Raw genomic sequence first — 21,739 nt, forward strand, 5'->3', positions numbered from 1 at the left:
GGGAGAGCACAAGCGGGAGGAAGGAAGCGACAAACAAGACGCTGTGAACGTATCGGTACCCCTTCATATTTCCGTCCTCTCGTTGATCCGGCTTCTGGATTGTGTAGTGCCACTCCGTAGCAGCCTAGCGGCGTCACATTTGAATTCGAATATGCCGCCCCAACAACTACTCCACCGTCACCATCACCGACGGCCAACCCGAAGCTCCGTCAGGCACAGGATCGGCACGCTTGTCGGTCTGGGTTTCGCCGGTGGCGTCAGTGGCCCGGGCCTTGACGTAATGCATACCGGGAGTGGCATCCCATTCGTAAGACCATTGGCGCCAGGTGATGGTGGAGGCTTCGTCGGAGAGCGTTGCTTCCACCCAATCGCCGTCGTCAATCTGGACTTCCACCTTGGTGATTCCCCGGGTCTGGGCCCACGCGGTGCCGCCCACAGCGACCTTCCCTGCCTTCAATCGCGCAAAGGACGTCGGTACGTCCACTCGTGCCATGGTTTTGATGGGGCCACGCTCTGACCAGCCGCGCTCGGTCCAGTAGGCCTTGCTGTCCGCGAAGCGGGTGACCTCCAGCTCCACCACCCACTTGGTAGCGGAGACGAATCCGTACAGCCCGGGAACCACCATGCGCACGGGGTAGCCATGTTCCACCGGCAGCGGCTCATCGTTCATGCCAATCGCCAGCATGGCGTCGCGGTCATCCTGCAGGACCTCCAGTGGAGTGGAGGCGCTGAAGCCATCGATGGACCGTGAGAGCACCATATCCGCGCCGTCCTTCGGCTTGGCCCTTTTCAGGACTTCGCGGATGGGCAGACCCAGCCATTTGGCGTTCCCAGCAAGCTTTCCGCCCACCGGGTTGGACACGCAGGTGAGGGTGACGTGCGATTCGATCAGATCGGCGTCGAGCAGGTCCTGGAAGGTGAGGGTGACCTCTTCCTCAACCATTCCGTGCACCCGCAGCGACCAATCATTGACGTTGATTTCCGGGACACTCAGTGCCGTATCAATGCGGTAGAACTCGTTGTTCGGTGTCAGCCAGGGGAAAACTCCCGGAACCGGGGACTGGACGCCAGCCGGAACGGCAGCCGCGGCCCTGACAGGTGCCGGCAGCCGGAGTGCGTCCCGGGCCTGCGCAACATTGTTGCGTGCGGCGCCCAGGAGCCGCCCACCGGTCGCAGCGATGCCGGCGGCTACGGCGGTAATCCCGGCAGCAGCAAAGAAGCGACGGCGGCTGGTGCCGGCTCCGCCTGCTTGGGTGTCGGCGTCAGCGGCTATGTCGGCAGGGGCTTCCGGCCATGCCTTCAACCCCCACAGCGGCACGATGAGGCGACGCAGGACGATGAGCCCGGCGATGGTTCCCAGGACGGAGGGAATGGCGTCGGCGGGTCCCACCCCGGCGCGGGTCAGGACGGCGGCCACAATTACCACGCCCATGAACAGCACACCCAGGACGCCAAGGGCCCACTTCTTGTAGGCCACAATGCCCAGGACGCAGGCCAGCAGGGCGATGGTCAGGCCCATGCCCACAAACAGCGCTGCCTTGTCATTGGTGCCGAATGTGGCAATGGCAAAATCCTTCATCCACGACGGCGTGAAGTCGATGAACGTCGATCCCAGGGCAAACACGGGGGTTGCCCTGGCGGTGAAGAAGGCGCCGATCAGCTCGGCAACGGCAAGCACGACGGCGGCCGACACCACGCCTGCCAGCGCTGCCATGGTTTCGGGGCCTTTGGTCCGGAGTCCGAGCTTTTTCATGACAGTGGTTCGTAGCGCGCGGGAGCAGGGATGGGTGCAGCCAACTGGTAGATTAATCCAGTCGATAGATATTCTCCCCAGGCAGGTAACTTGCCTCGGAGTAAGCGCACAGGAAAAGGAACCATATGACCACGCCAAGCCCATCCCGCACGCAGTTCTTTGTACTGTTCTCGTCCATTCTTGCCATCACGGCACTGGGAGGCTGCAGCATCGGCGCGCCGGCCCCCATCAACACTTCCACCCCCACTGCAACAAGCTCCACCGGGTTACAGAGTCCGGACCGAAGCGCAGCTTCAGCCAGCGGGGAGGCAAAGACTGACAGCGACACCGCCGACGGAATGCTTGATGCGGCCACGGAAGATCTTTCCTGGACCAACGGCAACAGGATCATCGGCGATGAAAATGGTGGACACACCCCCGATATTGCCAGCTCACTAACGGACCCAGCTGCCGGCTGGGAAGCCGACTACAGCCGCATGGCAACGGACGGGATGATGACCTTCAGCTCCGGTAACACGCGCTGCAAGGTGCGAACGGTCCAGGCGCGCAACAATCCCGCCGAGCTCGTTGCCGGCGACGACAAGGCATCAACCCAAGAGATCCTCGCCATCCTCTTCCCCGGCAAGACGGACCTCATTGCCAACGCCGAGGACGCGACGCTGGGCTATGGCATCGATGGCAGCCATGAAGTGGACATGCTGGCCGTGACATACATATCTGGCGACGCTTATGGATACACCGCGGTAAGGACCTTCAACAAGCCAGCGGTCACAGTTAGGGTCGAAGCCCTCTGCCCCACCCTCGACACCCTCAAGGCCACCCTTCCCGAGATCCGCAAGAGCATCTCCATCAATGCCCGCTGAAGCCTGCAGGGCCGCGTCACTTTGAACATCTGTTCATAATTTTCCTTGAACAGATGTTCAAGATGCACTAGCCTGCTTCGTATGACCCAAGCCACATTTTCCGATACTGCCTCCACCCTTTTCATCAACGGCCGGTGGGAGCCGGCAGCGTCCGGCGCGGTGCGCGAGATCCACAACCCGGCCGACGGCGAACTGGTCGCCACGGTGTCCGAAGCCGGCCGTGAAGATGCCGAGCGCGCCATTTCGGCAGCCCGCGCGGCCTTCGATTCCGGCGTGTGGGCGAACGTCCCCGCCCCCGAGCGCGGCGCGTTCCTGCTGAAGGTCGCCGCGGAACTCCGCGAACGCCGCGAGAAGTTCGCCCGCGCCGAATCCCTGGACACCGGCAAGCGAATTATCGAAAGCCGCATCGACATCGATGACATCGCTGCCTGCTTCGAATATTTCGGACGCCTCGCCGGGCAGTCGGCGGGCCGGGTGGTCGACGCCGGCGACCCCGCCGTCGTCAGCAAAATCGTCTACGAACCGGTCGGAGTCTGCGGCCTGATCACTCCGTGGAACTACCCGCTGCTCCAGGCCGCGTGGAAGATCGCGCCCGCACTCGCCGCCGGCTGCACTTTTGTCCTGAAGCCCGCTGAGCTGACCCCCTCCACCGCAATCCTTGCCATGCAGTTGCTGCAGGACCTCGGCCTGCCCGACGGCGTCGCCAACCTGGTGACCGGCCCCGGAGTAAAAGCGGGCGCACCGCTTTCGGAGCACCCCGACATTGACCTCGTGTCCTTCACCGGCGGCTTGGAAACCGGCAAGCGCATTGCCGCGGCCGCAGCCGGCACAGTGAAGAAGGTGGCGCTTGAACTCGGCGGCAAGAACCCCAACGTCGTGTTCGCTGACGCTGACTTCGACGCCGCCGTCGACAATGCGCTGAACGGTGCCTTTGTGCACTCAGGCCAGGTCTGCTCCGCCGGGGCGCGGCTGGTGGTGGAGGAATCCATCGCGGAGCGTTTCGTGGATGAACTGGTGCGCAAGGCCAAGGCCATCCGCATCGGCGGCCCGTTCGATGAGTCCGCCGAAACCGGACCACTGATTTCCGCGGCCCACCGGGAGAAGGTGGACGCTTACATCCAGCGCGGTGTTGCCGAAGGCGCGCGGCTGCGGTGCGGCGGCGCGGCCCCTGAAGGCGAAAAGTTCGACGCCGGCTTTTACTACCAGCCGACCATCCTGGACCGCGTCGAAAGAGGAATGTCGGTAGTCATCGATGAAGCCTTTGGCCCGGTAGTAACAGTGGAAACTTTCCGTACTGAAGACGAAGCCGTGGCCACCGCCAACGACACCATCTACGGGCTGGCGGGTGCCGTCTGGACCCAGGATGCCGGCAAGGCCCAGCGGGTAGCAGGCCGCTTGCGGCACGGCACGGTCTGGATCAACGATTACCACCCCTACCTTCCGCAGGCCGAGTGGGGCGGCTTCGGCCAGTCCGGCGTCGGCCGCGAACTCGGCCCCACCGGGCTGGGCGAGTACCAGGAAGCCAAGCACATCTACCAGAACACCAGCCCCCAGGTGACCGGCTGGTTCGCAGACCACGGCAAGGAGAACTAGATGCACGTCGACACCATTGAAAACCTCAGCGAGCGCGGGTTCGATTACGTCGTCATTGGCGGAGGATCTGCCGGAGCTGCCGTCGCCGCCCGGCTGAGCGAGGACTCTGCCGTCACCGTGGCCCTTGTTGAAGCGGGCCCGGATGACCGCAACCTGCCGGAGATCCTGCAACTGGATCGCTGGATGGAGCTGCTGGAATCCGGCTACGACTGGGACTACCCGGTGGAGCCGCAGGAAAACGGAAACTCCTTCATGCGCCATGCCCGCGCGAAGGTCATGGGCGGCTGCTCCAGCCACAACTCCTGCATTGCTTTCTGGGCTCCCCGCGAGGACCTGGACGAGTGGGAGTCAAAGTACGGCGCCACCGGCTGGAACGCTGCTGCCGCGTGGCCTTTGTACCAGCGCTTGGAAACCAACGAGGACGCTGGACCGGAAGCTCCACACCACGGCAACGACGGTCCGGTGCATTTGATGAACGTTCCCCCCAATGATCCCGCCGGCGTCGCGCTCCTTGATGCCTGTGAGCAGACCGGCATCCCCCGGGCAAAGTTCAATGACGGCACCACCGTGATCAGCGGCGCCAACTTCTTCCAGATCAACCGCCGCTCGGACGGGACGCGTTCCTCCAGCTCGGTGTCCTACATCCACCCCATCATGGACCGTGAGAACTTCACGCTGCTGACCGGCTTGCGGGCGCGTCAACTGGTGTTCGACGCGGACAAGCGCTGCACCGGAGTCGACGTCGTGGACTCGGCCTTCGGCCGCACGCACAGGCTGAACGCGCACCGCGAGGTCATCCTTTCCACCGGCGCCATCGACTCCCCCAAGCTGCTCATGCTGTCCGGCATTGGCCCGGCCGAACACCTGGCCGCGCATGGCATCGAGGTCCTGGTGGATTCCCCGGGCGTCGGCGAGCACCTTCAGGACCACCCGGAAGGCGTGGTGCAGTTCGAGGCCAAGCAGCCCATGGTCCAGACTTCCACCCAGTGGTGGGAGATCGGCATCTTCACTCCCACCGAAGAGGGTCTGGACCGCCCGGACCTGATGATGCATTACGGTTCCGTCCCGTTCGACATGAACACCCTGCGCTACGGCTACCCCACCACGGAGAACGGCTTCAGCCTGACACCGAACGTCACCCACGCGCGTTCGCGCGGGACGGTCAGGCTGCGCAGCCGGGACTTCCGCGACAAGCCCATGGTGGACCCCCGCTACTTCACCGATCCCGACGGCCACGACATGCGCGTCATGGTGGCCGGCATCCGCAAGGCCCGGGAAATCGCGGCACAGCCGGCCATGGCTGAGTGGACCGGACGGGAGCTCTCCCCCGGCATCGAGGCACAGAGCGACGAGGAACTGCGGGATTACATCCGCAAAACACACAACACCGTGTACCACCCGGTCGGCACCGTCCGCATGGGGCCCGTGAACGACGAAATGTCGCCCCTGGATCCCGAACTGCGGGTCAAGGGCGTTACCGGATTGCGCGTGGCCGATGCCTCCGTCATGCCGGAACACGTCACCGTGAATCCAAACATCACCGTGATGATGATCGGCGAGCGCTGCGCCGATCTCATCAAGGCCGATTTCATCAAGGACAGCCGGACGGAGGAAACCACGACGGCGGAAGCCGGCTTCAGCTTGTCTGTCGCCTGAACAGGCACCCTGCTTTTTAGACCCACGCAACAAACAATGGGGGAAACAGCCGGAGGCACAGCGTGGTGCCCGGCCTTTGATTTCGACTGCGACCAACGGCGGCCGCAGGCTATCACCATTCGTGCACGTCTGAACTAGGAGTTCGCATGTCAGAACCCAGCAAATTAGGACCCTGCAAGAGCGATGCAAGCGGCATGGACGAGTTTGGCTATGCCCAAACCCTGGACCGCAGCATCGGTAAGTTTGCCAGCTTCGCGGCCGGCGTCAGTTACATCTCCATCCTTACCGGCGTTTTTCAACTGTTTTACTTCGGATTTTCGACGGCGGGACCCGCCTACGCCTGGTCGTGGCCCATCGTCTTCGTCGGCCAGTTGATGGTCGCCCTGTGCTTTGCGGAACTGGCCGGGCGTTATCCGGTGGCAGGCTCGGTCTACAACTGGGCCAAGAGGCTCTCGACTGGAACGTGGGCCTGGCTGGCGGGCTGGTTGCTGCTGCTCTCCTCCATCATGGCCCTGGGGTCCGTTGCCTTGGCCCTCCAAATCACGTTGCCCCAGATCTGGAGCGGCTTCCAGCTGGTGGGCGACGGAACAGGTCCTTACGACTTCGCCGTCAACGGCGTCATCCTGGCCAGTATCATGATCGGTATTTCGACACTCATCAACGCGTTCGGCGTGAAACTCATGACCATGATCAACAGCGTGGGCGTGTTCGTGGAACTGGTTGCGGCCGTCCTGCTCATTGCGGCCCTCATCTGGCACTCCGTGCGGGGGCCCGAGGTCCTCCTGGATACTGCCGGATTCGGTGAAGAACATCCCCTGGGCTTCTTCGGAGTGTTCCTCATTGCTGCCATGGCTTCGGGGTACGTCATGTACGGCTTCGACACCGCCAGCTCCTTGGGCGAAGAAACCAAAGACCCCAAGAAGACCGCTCCCAGGGCGATCCTGCGTGCCGTCACGGCCTCCTTTCTTCTGGGAGGTTTGCTCCTCCTCGGCGGAATCCTGGCCGCGCCGGATCTTTCCGACCCCAAGCTCGGAGCCGCCGACGGCGGACTGCAGTACATCGTGCTTTCAGTACTGGGCGGCCCGTTCGGCAAGGCCTTCCTGGCCTGCATCGTGGTAGCCGTGGTGGTCTGTACCCTCGCCGTCCATGCTGCAGCCATCCGGATGATGTTCGCCATGGCACGGGACAACAACCTTCCCTTCAGCCGTCAGCTCAGCAAAGTGCACCCCACCCGGAAAACGCCCACCGTTGCTGCCATCGTCATCGGCATCGTTGCCGTCATCCCGCTGATCGTCAACATCTCCCAGCCGGCCATTTTCACCATTCTCTCCAGCATCAGCATCGTCCTGATCTACCTGTCCTACCTGCTGGTGACGGTGCCTATGCTGCGGCGCCGGTTCCTGAAGAAGTGGCCCCTGAAGGACGATGGATCGGAACCGGGATTCAGCCTCGGAAAATGGGGGCTCCCCGTCAACATCCTGGCCGTGCTGTGGGGCGGCGCCATGACATTGAACCTGGTGTGGCCGCGGCCGGAGATCTACAACTCTGTGCCACCGTTCGAGTGGTACCTGCAATGGGGTGGCGTGATCTTTGTTGGCACGGTCATCATCGGTGGAACGCTGCTCTACCGTCTCCGCATCAGGCACAAGACCGGAGTCCTGGCCGAGCACGCAGCCCTGGTCACTCCCGAGGAGTCTCCCCAAGTGGTGACCCAAAAATCCTAGCCCGGTACTTGGACGAACGCAGGAGTTAGACGAACGCCGATTTCCCTGTCACCGCGCGGGCCACGATCATGGAGTTGATCTCGTAACTGCCCTCGTAGGTGTACAGGATTTCGGCGTCGCCAAAGAGCTTGGCCATCTCATAGTCCGTGGTGATTCCGTTCCCACCCAGCAGGGAACGGCCCATCGCAACGGAGGAACGGGCCAGGCGGGTGGTGGTGGCTTTACACATGGCCGCCTGCACCATCTGAAGTTTCCCGGCCTGCTGGATCCGCGCGAGCTCAACCATCATGGACAGTGAGGCATTGGCGTTGCCCAGGATGTCTGCGAGTTGCTGCTGCACCAGCTGGAAACGGGCCAGCTCCTTGCCGAACTGTTTGCGCTCCAGGGCGTAGGAACGGGCAATATCAAAGGCCGCCAGCTGGATTCCTGCAGCTTGCCATCCCACCCAAGCCCGGGAGTCGCGCAAGAGTTCATTGGCACGGGAAAACTCCGTGGCTCCCGGCAAGAGGTTCTCCAAGGGAATGCGGACCTCGTCCAACACGATGTCCGCGTTCTGCATGATCCGCAGGCCGATTTTGTTGGAGATTTTGGTGGCCGAGTACCCGGGGCGGTCCGTCTCCACGATGAAGCCCTTGATGTGGCCGTCGGATTCGTCCCGGGCCCACACCAACGCGAAATCGGCAATGGTCCCCGCCCCGATCCAGCGCTTAGCACCGCTGATGACCCATTCGCCGCCGTCGCGCCGCGCCGTCGTCGAAAGTCCTCCTGCGATGTCCGAGCCGTGGTCCGGTTCAGTGAGGGCGAAGGCACCCAGTTGGGTAAATGCCTCCAGCCCAGGCAGCCACCTGCGCTTCTGCTCAGGGGATCCGAGCTCGTCAATCATGCCCACGATCAGCTCATTGTGGATGCCTACCAACGCGGAAAGCGAGACGTCCGCCCGCGCCACTTCGGTGTACATCAGCCCTTTGAACAGCTTGGAGGAGCCATCAGTTTGCAGCCCTCCCAGGCCCAACTTGGCCATGTCGGCCAACAGCCCGAACGGGAACTCCTCCCGGTTCCAGTACTCGATGCTCGCAGCACGGATCCGCGTTTGCAGGAATTCCCTGATCTCCAGATAGCGCGCACGCTCTTCCGGAGGCAGCAGGTCCAGGACGTGCATCAAGTCCGCCTCCGGATAAGGAGGCAGGACGCGTTCTGGTGCCGCACCGCTGGTAACGGTGCCGGCAGCTTTTTCGTCGAGCATTAGACCCCTTCGTCATGTCCCGTATAGGCTCTTCCAAACCCTTGGATGTCCTAGTATATTGCAAGGTGATGTGGATCACTAGGCGGGCTGGTTTGGCAAAGGTGCCGGCACAACCCGAAGGCGAAAGGCGGACTATGACAGTCACAGAAGACTTCCGTGCGGCCCGCGACCGGCTGTTGGAATTGCGCGAGGACTACAAGCAGGCCCACGCCGGGTTCCAATGGCCCCGCTTTGAAGAGTTCAACTTCGCACTCGACTGGTTCGACCAGATCGCAGCAGACGAGGCCAGGGGCAACCAGCCCGCCCTGGTCATCGTGGAACAGGATGGCAGCTCCACTCGCCGCACCTTCAGGGACCTCTCGCGGAGATCCTCCCAGCTCGCCAACTGGCTGCGGGACCAAGGCGTCCAACGCGGCGACCACATGATCATCATGCTCGGCAACCAGGTGGAACTCTGGGAAATCATGCTGGCCGGCATCAAACTGGGCATCGTCATGATCCCCACCACCACCCTCATGGGCGCCCGTGATCTCCAAGATCGGGTGGAGCGCGGCGGGGCCGCCTGGGTGGCCGTCGGAAGTACCAACATCGGCAAGTTCGCTGACGTCGAAGGTGAATACACCCTGATTGAGGTCGGTTCCGAGCGCGCCAATGCGGACGCCAGGCAGTACTCAGACTCGTACGACGCCGGCACTGACTTTACGCCCGACGCCCCCACCAAAGCCGACGAGACCCTCCTGCTCTACTTCACGTCCGGCACCACATCCCGGGCCAAGCTGGTGGAGCACACGCATACGTCCTACCCCGTGGGCCACCTGTCCACCATGTACTGGATCGGCCTGGAACCCGGGGACGTCCACCTCAACGTCGCCTCGCCCGGCTGGGCCAAGCACGCCTGGTCCAACGTCTTCACCCCGTGGATCGCCGAGGCTACCGTCTTCATCTACAACTACCAGCGTTTCGACGCCGCCGCCCTGATGGACCAGATGGGCCGCGAAGGCGTCACCAGCTTCTGCGCCCCTCCCACGGTGTGGCGCATGCTCATCCAGGCCGACCTCACCCAGCTCACCAGCCCGCCCTTGAAAGTGGTTTCGGCCGGCGAGCCGCTCAATGCAGAGGTCATTGGCCAAGTGGAAGAGGCCTGGGGCGTCACCATTCGCGACGGCTTCGGCCAGACTGAATCCACCGTCCAGATCGCCAACACTCCTGCCCAGCCCGTGAAGATCGGCTCCATGGGACGGCCGCTGCCAGGGTACGACGTCGTGCTGGTTGACCCGCTCACCGGCCAGGAAGCCGACGACGGCGAACTCTGCTTGCGCTTGGACCCCCGGCCCGTGGGACTCATGAAGAGTTACTTCGGCGACGAAGTGAAAACGGCCGAGGCCTTCCGCGATGGCTACTATCACACGGGCGACATGGCCAGCCGGGACTCCGACGGCGTCATCACCTACGTCGGCCGGGATGACGATGTCTTCAAGTCCTCGGACTACCGGTTATCGCCTTTCGAACTCGAAAGCGTCCTGATCGAACACCCCGCAGTGGCGGAAGCCGCCGTCGTGCCTTCGCCTGATGCTGTGAAGCTGTCGGTGCCTAAGGCTTTTGTGGTGTTGGCCGCCGGATATGAAGCCGGACCGGCCGTCGCTGAAGACATCCTGAAGTATTGCCGCGAGCATCTGGCACCGTTCAAGCGCATCCGTCGGCTCGAATTCGGCGAGCTTCCCAAGACCATTTCAGGCAAGATCCGTCGCGTGGAACTGCGCGGTACAGAAGTCGCCCGGCACGGCGACGGTCCGCTGCCCGCAGGTTTGGGCGTGGAATACACCGAGGAAGAGTTCCCGAATCTGAAAGACTAGCCACCCGAAACACCAAGAGATTCCGGCAACCGAAGGAGGCCCATGGGCACGCCACTCCCCCGAGACCCCATCGCCGACGCCCAGCGCAACTGGGAACGGCATGGCTGGGGCGACGTCGCCGCGCCCATGGCAGCCATTACCGCCATCATGCGAACCCAGCAGATCCTGCTTGCGCGTATTGAGACGGTCCTTAAGCCCTTCGGGCTGACCTTTGCACGCTACGAGCTTCTTGCACTGCTGAGTTTCGCCCGCAGCGGCGCGCTGCCCATGAACAAAGCCAGCGCGCTCCTGCAAGTGCATCCCACTTCGGTGACCAACGCCGTCGACCGCTTGGAAAAAGCAGCCTTGGTAGCCCGCTCACCGCACCCAACAGATGGGCGCACCACCTTGATCGAGCTCACCGCCGAGGGCCGCACCCTCGCGAAGAAGGCGACGGCAGCGCTCAACGCCGAGGTTTTCGGCAAGTCAGGCTTCGGGCCCGACGACGTTGATCACCTCATCCGCGTCTTGGGCACCTTCCGCAGGGATGCCGGAGATTTCACGGAGGAATAAAGGATTCACCCCCAAGAAGCTCCCTTTACGTTCTGGAGGGCTGGTGTCCTGGCAGGGGTGGGGCTTTGGATTGGTACGTGTGACCGGTTGGGGTGCTGATTTCCAGGGTGTGAACGTCCCCGGGCATGGCCTTGGTGCTCCAGCCGGGGCTTTCCTTAGTGTGGTTGCAGGCTTCGCACAGGCCTGCACCATTCGCCAGGCTGGTTCTCCCTCCAGAACGCCATGGAACCACATGGTCAATATGCCGGATGGGCGCATCGCAATACGGAGTCCGGCAACTATCGTCACGGGTTTCGATGAAGCGCCGGAGCCCACCCGCGAAGAGCCGGGCCTTGGAATCGGTGGCCAAGAGCTCCCCGGTAGCTGGCGCGGTGTAGAGCCGACGAAGCCATACGGTGAACTCTGCGCTCAGCGCTGCCGCGTGATCTTGGGTGGTTTGCCCTGACGCGAGCAGTTCCCTTCCCCATTCGGCGGGGACGATTCCGTAGCCCTTGAGCCGGGCTGGTTCGCTGTCACCTTGGAACAAGGTGCGGTCGGTCATAACGAGGTCCAGGTTTATCCCCGAAATCCCACCAGGGGTTCCGGTGATCCGCTCGGTCAAAGTGTCAGCCATGAGCTGGCCCCGTCCCCGGGTATCCCCGCTGGAACGGGCCGAATCAGCCGCTCGAGTCAGCGCGGCGTACACCGCTACTCCCTGGGCAACCGGAAGCAAGGCCGTCAGGTACGTCATAGTGTCCGGGGCCGGGCGCAGGCTGACATTCCGTTCGGCGGCAGCACGGCTGGCACGCCCGACTACCGACCGCGGATCCCGCCGATATGCGGCAGCTTTCACGGCAGCAATGATCGCTTTGTCGCCCTTGCCCGCAAAAGTCCCGGTGTCGGGCGCGAGCTCCTCATCCACCGCACAGCGGTCCTCGACAGACAAGCAGGCCGTTTCCTTAACAAGAAGCGTGGCACGCCATTCATTCAATTGCCCCGATTTCAGGGCCGCCAAGGTTCGGGGCATCTCCATGACAAGGGCTTTCGCCAAGCCCAGGAGACGGGACCCGCGGTTTGGTGACTCGCGCCGGGCCAACGCAACCTGCGCTCCCACCCCTTGTCCACGCTCGGACGCAGGGATGCCTTCCTCGGCTTGCTCGGCGCGCTGGGCAAGATCAAAAGCCACGGCAACCCGCGCCTGCAAAGCGGAGATCGCAGACTTCATTTCCTCCAGGACCCGCAATTGTTCGATCAGGTCGCTACTGACGGTGGCGGCGTCGGCGGATCGCGCTCCGCCAAGAGTGTGGGCGGATGAGGCAGCAACAAGCAGAACCGGCACCCCTGCGCCCGCTCGATTCTCCCCAATTAGCTCCATGCCCTAACTCTGGCACCAGCCACCGACAAAATAACGTCAGTGATCCCAGACGAAGCCCAACTCAGTGGCCGCGACGTGAGGGAGTCCCTCGGAGGACCTCCCTTAGGCGGGACTCCCCCACGCTTTGAAAACCTGATGATCTGGAGTCATGACCACCACCATTTCCCCTACCGGCGCCCGGCGGCTACCCCTGGTGACCTACGTTCTGGCAGCGGGTGTTTTCTTGATGGGAACCACCGAGTTTATTGTTGCGGGCATCCTGCCGGAGATCGCCGCTGATCTTGGCACGTCCATAGCCGATGCGGGCCTCATGATCACGGTCTTCGCGGTGGGGATGATCGTGGGCACCCCCACCATGTCAATTCTGACCCTCAAGCTGCCACGCCGCCTGACGCTGAGCCTCGCGCTGGTGGTCTTCGCCGTGGGCCACGTCATCGTGGCGCTCACCTCAGATTTCACACTCATTCTTGGCGCGCGTTTCCTCACGGCCTTGGCGACGGGCGCTTTCTGGGCGGTAGCCGCCGTCGTGGGTGCCAAAGCCGCCGGCGCGGCGTCCGCGTCCCGCGCGTTGGGCGTTGTTTTGGGCGGTGGAATGCTCGCCAACGTCGTGGGTGTTCCGCTGGGAGCGTTTGCCGGTCAGGCGATTGGTTGGCGGGGGCCGTTTTGGATACTCGCCGCGCTGGCACTGGTGGGTGCAGTCGCCGTGTACCGGTTGGTTGCCGCAGATCCCGCTTCGGGACACACCCCGTCCGTCCGTGCTGAGCTGGCAAGTATGCGGGACTCGAGGGTGTGGCTCGTCCTGGCAGGCTGCGCGATCGTGTGCGGATCTTCCTTGGCTGCGTACACTTTCATCTCTCCGCTGCTCACTGAGAATACCGGGCTTGCCCCTGCAGCTGTGCCCTTGGTGCTGATGGCCTACGGCGTCGGGGCATTTATTGGTTCCACTCTGGGTGGCCACTTCGGGGCCCACCGCCAGTACCCGGCCCTCTTCATCGCAGCAGGAATGACATTCCTGGTTCTCGGCGCCCTCTTCCTGTTCTCCCACTACGCGCTGGTCACCGTGGTCCTGATCTTCCTGCTGGGCCTCTTCGGCATGGCAACCAACCCGATATTGATCGGTAAGGCAGTTGGATATGCCGGGCATGCGCCAACCCTGGCTTCGGCGCTCAGCACCTCGGCATTCAACCTCGGTACGGCCGTGGGATCCTGGCTGGCCGGCTTCGCGTTGGAATCTGCGCTGGGAGCCAGCGGTCCGGTGCTGGTGGGTACGGGCGTCGCCGCTCTGTACTTCCTGCCGCTCACTGTGCTGATGCTGAAAGACCGGAAGGAAGGCGCTTTGGCGTGACGCGCTGCATCGCCGGACGTGACCATCCGTGAGGAAAACCCGGACAGCCGGGACTTCCTGAGCCTGTTACCTCTACCTTGAAAGAGTTCGACGGCCGGGAGGAGATCGCTGATCTCCCCAGGCCTGGTCAATGACCAGGGACACAGTGAACGTCAACACGCAAGCAACTTCGGGGAGTCAATAGCCAGCGTTCGGGATCATCCTCGGGCAGCTCGGGATCGGGCCAGAACTCCTACAGGCCGGCGAACGTGGATCCGGCTCTGGCCGGTCCTTCCAAAGTCGCTACAGAAAACGTCCCCGATATTCACTAAGAGTCGACAACGTCAGCAGTCGGGAGTGGGTGCCGTCCCGTCAGTTTTGCATTGGGCTCAGCCGTGCGGATTGCCACGTCGTGCTAGACCAGTTTCTGCCGTGCGGGATGGTCGCTGCCGCGCATTCGAACGGCAACCACCAGGCCGGAGGCTGCTGTGAGTGCAGCGACGGTCGCGATGGCTGCGGGGATCCCATAAAGATCTGCGAGAAGACCTGACAGGAGTGCCCCTACGGCGAATCCGCCGTCACGCCAGAGCCGGTAGACCCCGATGGAGCGTGCACGCCAGGTGGGATGGGCAACGTCCCCGATGGCGGCCAGGAGAGCGGGGTAGACCATGGCCGTTCCGAGTCCGAGGAGGACAGCGGCGATGAGCCAGGCACCGAAGCTGTGGGAGGCGGCGACTATGGCGAGTCCCGCGGCTTGGACGATCATTCCGGCCACGATGAACCATTTGCGGCCCCACCGGTCTGAGGCGGCACCGGTGAAGAGCTGCCCGGCGCCCCAGACCGCGGGGTAAACGGCGGCCAGGATCCCTACCTGGTGCACGTTTAGCCCGGAGGTGACGAAGAGGACCGGAAAGAGGCCCCAAGCGAGGCCGTCGTTGAGGTTGTTCACCAGTCCTGCCTGGCTGGCTGCGGAGAGTGAGCGGTCTTTGAAGCTGGTGAGGGTGAAAACCTGTCCTGTGGTGAGGCAGGCGTCGGCATTCCTGTGTGCACTGACGTGCTGGGAGGCTTCTGTTTTGGCATGGTGATGGGTCTCGCGAATGGTCAGGACTGATAGGCCTAACCCGAGGGCGATGTAAGCCGCGCCGAGGAGGAACGGGCCAGGCCGGAGGCCATAAGCGGAGGCAACGTACCCGGTTGCGAGGGCAGTGACGGCGACTCCGAGGTAGCCCGCTGCTTCGTTCAGGCCCATGGCGAGGCCGCGCTGTTTCGGGCCGGTCAGGTCCATTTTCATGATGACTGCGGTGGACCAAGTCAGGCCTTGGCTGATGCCGAGGAGCACGTTTGCGGCAACGATCCATTCCCATGATGGGCCATAGATGAGCATGAGCGGGACGGGGATCGCTACCAGCCATCCTGTGATGAGGACGGGTTTGCGGCCGTACTTGTCAGAGAGTGTGCCCGCGAAGTAGTTCATCGCGGCCTTGGACAGACCGAACGCGAGGATGTATGTCAAGGCGCTTGTGTACAGGTCCAGGTGGAAAGTCTGCGAAGCGAGAAGGGGAAGCACGGTGCGCTCTTGGCCCAGCGTTCCGCCCACCAGGGCGTTCACTGCCACCAGCAGCATGAACTGTGCCAGGTTCTGTCGCAGGCCCAGTGCGGCGCGGGTGGAGTGCAGCGCGCTTTCCGCCTTTGTTCTGGCCATTCCTGAGTACTCGCTTTCGTGCCGGGAACATAAAGGTGCCCGGACGCGTGGGGGAACGCGTCCGGGCGGGCCCGGGCAGGAGGGGGGTCCTGCCCGGGCGGTCTTAGGGGCTACTTTGCTGAGACGGCGTTCTGTCGCGTTTGCTGTGCGGCCCAGGCAGCGTAGCTGCCGTCGAGTTCGACGACGTCGTATCCGGCCCGGCGCAGTGCGCTGGCTGCCACGGAGTTCCGGACGCCTGACTGGCAGTAGGTCACGATGGTTCCGTCCGTGGGGAGCTTGTCCAGGTGCCACATGATCCGACCGCCGCTGAGCTGGTACGAGCCGGGGATGTTCCCAGCGGTGTGTTCGCTGCGGTTGCGGACGTCCACGACCATGGCGGCGTCAAAGCCCTGCAGCTCTTCTGGCTGGACCAGCTTCGGGGTGGTCATGGGGAGCCCCTCGATGCTGGTGACGTAGCCCGCGACGTTGTCGATGCCGACCCGGACCAGGTGGTCCCACATGTCCATGGCATGTTCCTGGTCTGCTGCGAGCAGTACCAGAGGGTTCTTGTCGGTCTCGGGGTTTACTACCCATGCACCGTAGCTGGCCACGGACTTCCCGGCGGGTACGTTCAGGGATCGGGCTACCGTGCCTTCGTGGACTTCGCTGTTGGGGCGGGTGTCGATGAACGTGACTTTGTCCTCCGCCAGGTCCTTTGCGACGTCTGCGGTGTCCAGTTCCTCGAGCGGTGCGCGTTCTCCCATGACGGCGGGGCCTTCACGGTTTTCGCGCTTCATCCGGCCGAAGTAGGCGTGCGCGTCGGGCTGGCCGTCGAGGAGCTCGTCGATGAAGCCCTGCTCGTCGTTGGCTGCGAGGTAGGGGCCCCACCAGGAGTAGAGCCGCTCGTAACCCACGGTGGAGGAGGGGATGGCACCGAGTGCTTTGCCGCAGGCACTTCCGGCGCCGTGTGCGGGGTGGACCTGGACGTAGTCCGGCAGGGTCAGGAACTTGTCGCGGAGGCTGGCGAAGAGTTGCTTTGCGCCTTCGAAGCGGGTGTCGATCCCGCCGGCTGCCTCGTCCAGCAGGTCGGGACGTCCCAGGTCGCCGGAGAAGACGAAATCACCGGAGAGCAGGTAGCCGGGCTGGTCGCTGAAGGCACCGTCGGTGACCAGGAAGGAAAGGTGCTCGGGTGTGTGGCCCGGGGTGTGCACGGCCTGGATGCTGATGTTGCCGATGGTGATCTTGTCGCCGTCGTAGAGGCGTTCGCCGTCGAATCCGTACTGCCAGTCAGGTCCGCCTTCGCCGGAGACGTAGATCTTCGCGCCGGTGGCGGCGGCGAGTTCGCGGGTGCCGGAGAGGTAGTCGGCGTGGATGTGGGTTTCGGTAACGGCGATGATCTTCATGCCGTTCTTCTCAGCGAGTTCCTGGTAGACGGCGATGTCGCGGCGGCCGTCGACCACAACGGCGGTGCCGTTGGCCTGGCAGCCGATCAGGTAGCTGGCTTGGGCGAGGTCTTCATCGTAAATGCGCTCGATAAGCATTTGGTGATCTCCTTTGGTTGAAAGGGGTTTTGGGGTGTGTTCTGAATCCAGTATAGATACCCCCGGGGGTATCCAGCAACCAGGTTGCGACCTAGGTCGTTTTTCTGTGAAACAGCTTGTGCAGGAGCCTGCGCAGGCTTGCGGGGGTGTGGCTAGGTTGTTGCCGTGACGGGTTTTCCGGAATGGGTTGATAGGTGACGGGGTGGCCTGCCCGGTTCCACTCGGTGATCCCGCCGGCGACGTTGACGGTCTGGTATCCGCGGTCGGTCAGGATCCGTGCGGCCTGGCTGCTGCGTTTTCCTGACCCGCACAGCACATGGATCGTGTTGTTGGGCAGGTCGGCGAGCCGGGAGGGCAATTCGCCCAGGGGGATGTTCAGGCTCCCGGGTACGTGTGCGGTGGCATGCTCTTCCCGGGTCCGCACGTCCACCAGGGTGGCGCGTGGCCACATCGTGGCGAGTTCGTCTGCCGTTACCGTGCGGTACGCCTGGCCCTCTGGCATCGCATCAGGCGTTCTGGGGTCCGGCTTGGGCGCGGAGTTCATTCAAGTCCAGGTTCTTGACGGCCTGGATGACTTCTTCGAGGCCGGTGGCGTTGAGGGCTCCGGGCTTTGAGAAGACCAGGGTTTTGTCCTTGAAGGCCATCAGGGTGGGGATGGAAGTGATGTTCGCTGCTGCGGCGAGGGTCTGTTCGGCTTCGGTGTCGACTTTGGCGAAGGTGATGGCCGGGTGCCGTTCTGCCGCGGCGCCGTAGGTGGGGGCGAACTGGCGGCAGGGGCCGCACCATGCTGCCCAGAAGTCAACGAAGACGATCTCGTTGCTCTCCAGGGTCTGGGCGAAGCTCTTTTCGGTGATGTCGATGGTTGCCATCGTCTTTCGTGTCCTTTCGGGCGTTGTAGGTGGAAGGCGTCTGGGGTGGCGGGGACCGGAGGGGTCAGGTGGTGGGGAGGCCGGCGCGGGTCCAGGCGGTCATGCCGCCAGCCATGGTGTCGGCGGTGAAGCCGGCTCCGTTGAGGGCGTCGGCTACGCGGGCTGAGCGATTGCCGCTGCGGCAGACCGCGATGACGGGCACTGCCGGGTCCAGTTCGGACAGGCGTGCCTGCAGCTGGCCCATGGGGATGTGCAGGGCGCCGGGGATCATGCCTTCGGCGACTTCGAAGTCCTCGCGGACATCAAGGATGCGGGCGCTGGAGCGTCGCTGGTCGGTTTCGGTGATGGTGATTTCAGCCATGATGTTTCTCCTTGGTGGTGATGAGTTCAGGCGGGTGAGGGGATGTTGCTGCGGCGGCCGGTGCGGCTGCGCAGGGGGCAGGAGCTGATGAAGAACCAGCAGATGCCCGCGGTGGCTGCGGCGAGGGCTGCGACTCCGGCGGCGATGAACCATTGCAGGTCGGCCGGGGCTTGCTGGATGAGGACGAAGGTTCCCATGGCCAGGACGAACCAGCCGAAGGATTTGCGCAAGGCGGCTTCCGGGATGCGGCCGGCGAGTTTGGAGCCGATCAGCGATCCCACGATCGCTGCGGCGGTCACCCCGAGGGTGATGCCCCAGTCGAGCTGGACGGTGGTGAGGTATCCGGCGAGCCCGGCGAAGGACTTCATGGCGATGACCACCAGGGAGGTGCCCACGGCCACGGACATCGGCAGGCCGCCGAGCAGTGCCAGGGCCGGGACCACAAGGAATCCGCCGCCTGCGCCGACCAGGCCGGTGATGAGCCCGACGACAGCGCCGTCCAGCAGGACCCGCCCAATGGGCAGTTCGTGCTTGACCGGCGCGGCGCCGTCGTCGTTCCTCTTTTTCCGGCCGCGGAGCATGGCCACGGAGGTGGCCACCATCATGATGGCGAAGGCGATGAGCAGGATCTGGCCGGGGATATGCCCGCCTAGGAGGCCGCCGACGAATGCGCCGGCCATGCCGGCCGCGCCGAAGATCAGGCCGGTTCGCCACATCACCCTACCCCCGCGGGCGTGGCTGATCACGCTCACGGCGGAGGTCACGCCGACGACGAACAGGGAGGCTGCGATCGCTTCCTTGGCTTCGAATCCGGCCACGTAGACCAGGATCGGGACTGTCAGGATGGATCCGCCGCCGCCCAGGACGCCGAGCGAGAGCCCGATCACCACCGACAGGGCAAGAACCAGGAGCAGGGTGACTGTCATTAGGCTGCGGCTTCCGTGCTCTTGTTGCCGACGGCGGGCAGGGCGAGGATGGCGCTTTCGCGGGTGGGTTCCTTGGCCGCCTTGTTCCACGGCATGGCCGAGATGGCCTGACCCATGGCGCAAGTGTTGGTGGCTGCGGAGAAGGTCAGGCCCGTACCGATGACCCCGGCGAGGGTCCGGATTTTCGGGGAGATGAACTTGCCGCCGGCCAGGCCCAGAACCACGAGGGAACCGGCCACGAGGCGGACCTGCCGCTCAAGATCCCAACGGTCCTTGCCCTTGACCACGTCACCGCCGGCAGCGGCGAAACCTGGTGCGCCGCCGGTCAGGACGTAGGCGGTGTCGATCCCGGCCTTCGCAAGGCGCTGGCGGGCCTGCTCGGCTCGCACGCCGGACTGGCACACCAAGACCACGCGTGATCCCAAACGGGCGGCAAGTTCCTCGGTGTGCTCGGACAAAAGCGCCAGGGGCACGTTGTAGGAGCCACGGATATGCATGGATTCGAACTCAGCGGCGGAACGCACGTCGATCACCACGAGGTCCTGGTGCTCTTTGAACCAGGACTGGAGAGTTTCAGGGGCGAGTGCAGTAACGGTCGGTGCCGCGGAAGCGGAAGTCATGGTTGGCCTCTCGGAAGGGGTCGGGTGGATACCCCACCGAGTATTACAGATACCCCCTGGGGTAGTCAAAACACCCTAGGGGGTATAAGATTGAGGGAAGTTATCAATAGTTGGAGAAACCCGTGGAACTCAATCCCTCAGAACTGACCCCTGTCATCAACCGGCTCAAGCGAGCCCAAGGCCAACTGTCCGCAGTCACCCGCATGCTTGAAGAAGGCCGGGACTGCAAGGACGTCGTCACCCAACTCGCAGCCGTATCGAAGGCGCTGGACCGGGCAGGGTTCGCCATCATCGCAACGGGCCTTGAGCAGTGCATTGTCCAAAAAGACGCAACGATGGACAAGAAGGACTTGGAAAAGCTCTTCCTCTCCCTCGCCTGAGGACTGCGGTTGGGCGGTGCGTTCGGCCACGACCGGCACGTTCTGTGTCGGTGCGACATTCCAGCTAGGCTCTGGAGTACTGCCTTCAACTACTTTGGCTTCGAAGTGGTTGAGAACGTCGCTTGTTGCTTTGGACATCGCGTATCTGCCGCACAGGAGCCCATTCTGCCCAAAAAGCCCTTAACGCGGAGGTCTAGGGCCCCTTCGGTACGCCTTGTATCGGTGCCTGCCCTTTTAGCAGTCCCACTTCCTTGGAGCCGGAACATAGGGGACGGCTGATAGTTTGAGTCGAAACTGGTCTCAGTCCAACTCGACATTGTCACGGGTTCTTTACCAGAGGAGACTTGAGGCGACGGCGTCCCGTCCCGGGACGCCGCGGGGGCCACCCGGCCACGGGGCCTCAAAACACCTTGTAGTGGCTTGGTGGATCAATGAGTTCCATGACACCGCTCGAAAAGGCCGCCAAGCAGTCGCGCCATCTCTTGCCCTTGCTGACTATCGCACTGATTGGATGTCTCGGCGGGTGTGAGTATGAATCTAAAGACGCCTCGCTCCCGTCAGTCACTTCTTCGATGATGGAGGCCCGCAGGGACCCACCGCTGCCGGAGAGTCGCAATCCTCGCACGGTCCGCACGCTGCCGGACAGTGGCGATATCGACGCCGGCACATACCTGGTCCCCGTCGCCGGCTACAAGGAGCCTTTCCAGATCACCGTCCCAGACGGCTGGTTTGCTCTGGACGGCAACAGCCTGGGCAAGGACGACCCGGATCACCCGGCTGAATGGGCCGTCTACCTGACTCTTTCGCGCGCGTACTATGTGGCGATGGACGCATGCACCTGGCGGGGCGCCCTTGCCGATTCCGGTCCGTCGGCCAAGGCATTCGTTGACGCGATGGCGGCGCAGTCGTCAACGGCAAGCACCCCTCCCGCCGAGATCGTGGTAGGCAATTACTCCGGCTTCGAGTTCGACCACTCCATCGAGGACAACGTGGACATCACAGCCTGCAACGGCGATCAGTTATGCATCCACTCAGAAGATACACAACGCTGCTCACGCTGGTACAAAACTCAGAATCAACACGAAACCTACCGGGTGGTCGACCTGAACGGCAAGCGGGCTGTTGTCGCGGTGGGCCATATCGACGAATCGATCAATCCCGAACTGACGAGAGAGGCCCGCACTGTCTTCGACTCAATCGTGTTCGAGTCCTACAAGTGACCAGCTGATCCGATGGCCGATCGCAGTAGCGGGCTCCGACGTATTCTCCAACTCCACACCAGACCATCACCATCACGGCCAATGCCCACCCGTGTCCCACTTCCTGCGAACTGGAACACCTCCCGCCGAGACTGTTCCCAGCCATTGAGAACACGTACGAGCACAACTGTTTAGACAACGGCAGCCAGCAACCACCAAACGGTGGGTGCGCGTCGAACGGCCAGTC

At 63.3% G+C, this 21,739-nt stretch carries 19 protein-coding genes and 1 pseudogene; 9 read left to right on the plus strand and 11 right to left on the minus strand.

All coding sequences use genetic code 11. The features are described 5' to 3' along the window. Positions 1-166: 166 nt before the first annotated feature. Positions 167-1,753, minus strand: a complete 1,587-nt coding sequence (locus ACIQLI_RS01210; RefSeq protein ID WP_354228761.1) for a molybdopterin-dependent oxidoreductase — start codon at positions 1,751-1,753, stop codon at positions 167-169. A 125-nt stretch (positions 1,754-1,878) separates the two neighbouring features. Between ACIQLI_RS01210 and ACIQLI_RS01215 the strand changes: the two genes are divergently transcribed. The 4 genes from ACIQLI_RS01215 to ACIQLI_RS01230 all read left to right on the plus strand — a co-directional run bounded on the left by ACIQLI_RS01215 (position 1,879) and on the right by ACIQLI_RS01230 (position 7,589). Further along, positions 1,879-2,616 (plus strand): hypothetical protein, encoded by a 738-nt coding sequence (locus ACIQLI_RS01215; protein WP_400384165.1) that lies wholly within the window; start codon positions 1,879-1,881, stop codon positions 2,614-2,616. An 81-nt stretch (positions 2,617-2,697) separates the two neighbouring features. Then, positions 2,698-4,209: an aldehyde dehydrogenase family protein gene (locus ACIQLI_RS01220; RefSeq protein WP_400384168.1), complete on the plus strand. Its 1,512-nt coding sequence runs from the start codon at positions 2,698-2,700 to the stop codon at positions 4,207-4,209. Continuing rightward, complete coding sequence (locus ACIQLI_RS01225) at positions 4,210-5,865, plus strand: GMC family oxidoreductase (RefSeq protein ID WP_400384171.1); 1,656 nt, start codon at positions 4,210-4,212, stop codon at positions 5,863-5,865. It abuts the gene before it with no gap. Between the two features lie 146 nt (positions 5,866-6,011). Next, entirely contained in the window at positions 6,012-7,589 is a 1,578-nt protein-coding gene (locus tag ACIQLI_RS01230) for an APC family permease (RefSeq protein ID WP_400384174.1), read from the plus strand. Positions 7,590-7,614: 25 nt separating this feature from the next. Here the strand turns inward: ACIQLI_RS01230 and ACIQLI_RS01235 are convergent, their stop codons facing one another. Next, positions 7,615-8,832, minus strand: coding sequence for an acyl-CoA dehydrogenase family protein (locus tag ACIQLI_RS01235; protein ID WP_400384177.1), 1,218 nt, complete (start codon positions 8,830-8,832; stop codon positions 7,615-7,617). A 134-nt stretch (positions 8,833-8,966) separates the two neighbouring features. Between ACIQLI_RS01235 and ACIQLI_RS01240 the strand changes: the two genes are divergently transcribed. Both ACIQLI_RS01240 and ACIQLI_RS01245 read left to right on the plus strand, forming a co-directional pair. Next, positions 8,967-10,685, plus strand: a complete 1,719-nt coding sequence (locus tag ACIQLI_RS01240; RefSeq protein WP_400384180.1) for an AMP-binding protein — start codon at positions 8,967-8,969, stop codon at positions 10,683-10,685. Positions 10,686-10,727: 42 nt separating this feature from the next. Further along, the gene (locus tag ACIQLI_RS01245) at positions 10,728-11,237 is read left to right on the plus strand and encodes a MarR family winged helix-turn-helix transcriptional regulator (protein ID WP_024819327.1); all 510 of its coding nucleotides are present in this window, start codon (positions 10,728-10,730) and stop codon (positions 11,235-11,237) included. A gap of 25 nt (positions 11,238-11,262) precedes the next feature. Here ACIQLI_RS01245 and ACIQLI_RS01250 read toward each other — a convergent pair whose 3' ends face one another. Next, the gene (locus ACIQLI_RS01250; protein ID WP_400384184.1) at positions 11,263-12,591 is read right to left on the minus strand and encodes an HNH endonuclease; all 1,329 of its coding nucleotides are present in this window, start codon (positions 12,589-12,591) and stop codon (positions 11,263-11,265) included. A gap of 148 nt (positions 12,592-12,739) precedes the next feature. On the opposite strand from ACIQLI_RS01250, the gene ACIQLI_RS01255 reads away from it, so the two are divergent. Further along, positions 12,740-13,936, plus strand: coding sequence for an MFS transporter (locus ACIQLI_RS01255; protein ID WP_400384187.1), 1,197 nt, complete (start codon positions 12,740-12,742; stop codon positions 13,934-13,936). Between the two features lie 394 nt (positions 13,937-14,330). Here the strand turns inward: ACIQLI_RS01255 and ACIQLI_RS01260 are convergent, their stop codons facing one another. The 7 genes from ACIQLI_RS01260 to ACIQLI_RS01290 all read right to left on the minus strand — a co-directional run bounded on the left by ACIQLI_RS01260 (position 14,331) and on the right by ACIQLI_RS01290 (position 19,913). Beyond that, positions 14,331-15,617, minus strand: a complete 1,287-nt coding sequence (locus tag ACIQLI_RS01260) for an MFS transporter (RefSeq protein WP_400384190.1) — start codon at positions 15,615-15,617, stop codon at positions 14,331-14,333. A 110-nt stretch (positions 15,618-15,727) separates the two neighbouring features. Beyond that, complete coding sequence (locus tag ACIQLI_RS01265) at positions 15,728-17,137, minus strand: rhodanese-like domain-containing protein (RefSeq protein ID WP_400384193.1); 1,410 nt, start codon at positions 17,135-17,137, stop codon at positions 15,728-15,730. 91 nt (positions 17,138-17,228) lie between these two features. Further along, complete coding sequence (locus ACIQLI_RS01270; protein ID WP_400384196.1) at positions 17,229-17,639, minus strand: rhodanese-like domain-containing protein; 411 nt, start codon at positions 17,637-17,639, stop codon at positions 17,229-17,231. 4 nt (positions 17,640-17,643) lie between these two features. Next, positions 17,644-18,006: a thioredoxin family protein gene (locus tag ACIQLI_RS01275; protein ID WP_400384199.1), complete on the minus strand. Its 363-nt coding sequence runs from the start codon at positions 18,004-18,006 to the stop codon at positions 17,644-17,646. Positions 18,007-18,070: 64 nt separating this feature from the next. Continuing rightward, a complete protein-coding gene (locus ACIQLI_RS01280; protein WP_400384202.1) occupies positions 18,071-18,367 on the minus strand; it encodes a rhodanese-like domain-containing protein in 297 nt (98 codons plus the stop codon). Positions 18,368-18,393: 26 nt separating this feature from the next. Next, a complete protein-coding gene (locus ACIQLI_RS01285; protein ID WP_400384205.1) occupies positions 18,394-19,293 on the minus strand; it encodes a sulfite exporter TauE/SafE family protein in 900 nt (299 codons plus the stop codon). After that, positions 19,293-19,913, minus strand: a complete 621-nt coding sequence (locus ACIQLI_RS01290) for a rhodanese-like domain-containing protein (protein ID WP_400384208.1) — start codon at positions 19,911-19,913, stop codon at positions 19,293-19,295. Before ACIQLI_RS01290 ends, ACIQLI_RS01285 begins: the two co-directional genes overlap by 1 nt. Positions 19,914-20,035: 122 nt before the next feature. Between ACIQLI_RS01290 and ACIQLI_RS01295 the strand changes: the two genes are divergently transcribed. Continuing rightward, positions 20,036-20,293 carry a metal-sensitive transcriptional regulator gene (locus ACIQLI_RS01295; RefSeq protein WP_014920545.1) on the plus strand — a complete coding sequence of 86 codons (258 nt, stop codon included), beginning with the start codon at positions 20,036-20,038 and terminating at the stop codon, positions 20,291-20,293. A 21-nt stretch (positions 20,294-20,314) separates the two neighbouring features. Here ACIQLI_RS01295 and ACIQLI_RS01300 read toward each other — a convergent pair. Beyond that, positions 20,315-20,449 (minus strand): annotated as a pseudogene (locus tag ACIQLI_RS01300) (SOS response-associated peptidase family protein); the annotation flags it as partial. 275 nt (positions 20,450-20,724) lie between these two features. On the opposite strand from ACIQLI_RS01300, the gene ACIQLI_RS01305 reads away from it, so the two are divergent. Further along, the gene (locus tag ACIQLI_RS01305; protein ID WP_400384211.1) at positions 20,725-21,513 is read left to right on the plus strand and encodes a hypothetical protein; all 789 of its coding nucleotides are present in this window, start codon (positions 20,725-20,727) and stop codon (positions 21,511-21,513) included. The last annotated feature ends 226 nt before the right edge of the window (positions 21,514-21,739 follow it).

The organism is Paenarthrobacter sp. NPDC091669, from assembly GCF_044756725.1.
GTDB lineage: Bacteria > Actinomycetota > Actinomycetes > Actinomycetales > Micrococcaceae > Arthrobacter > Arthrobacter bambusae_C.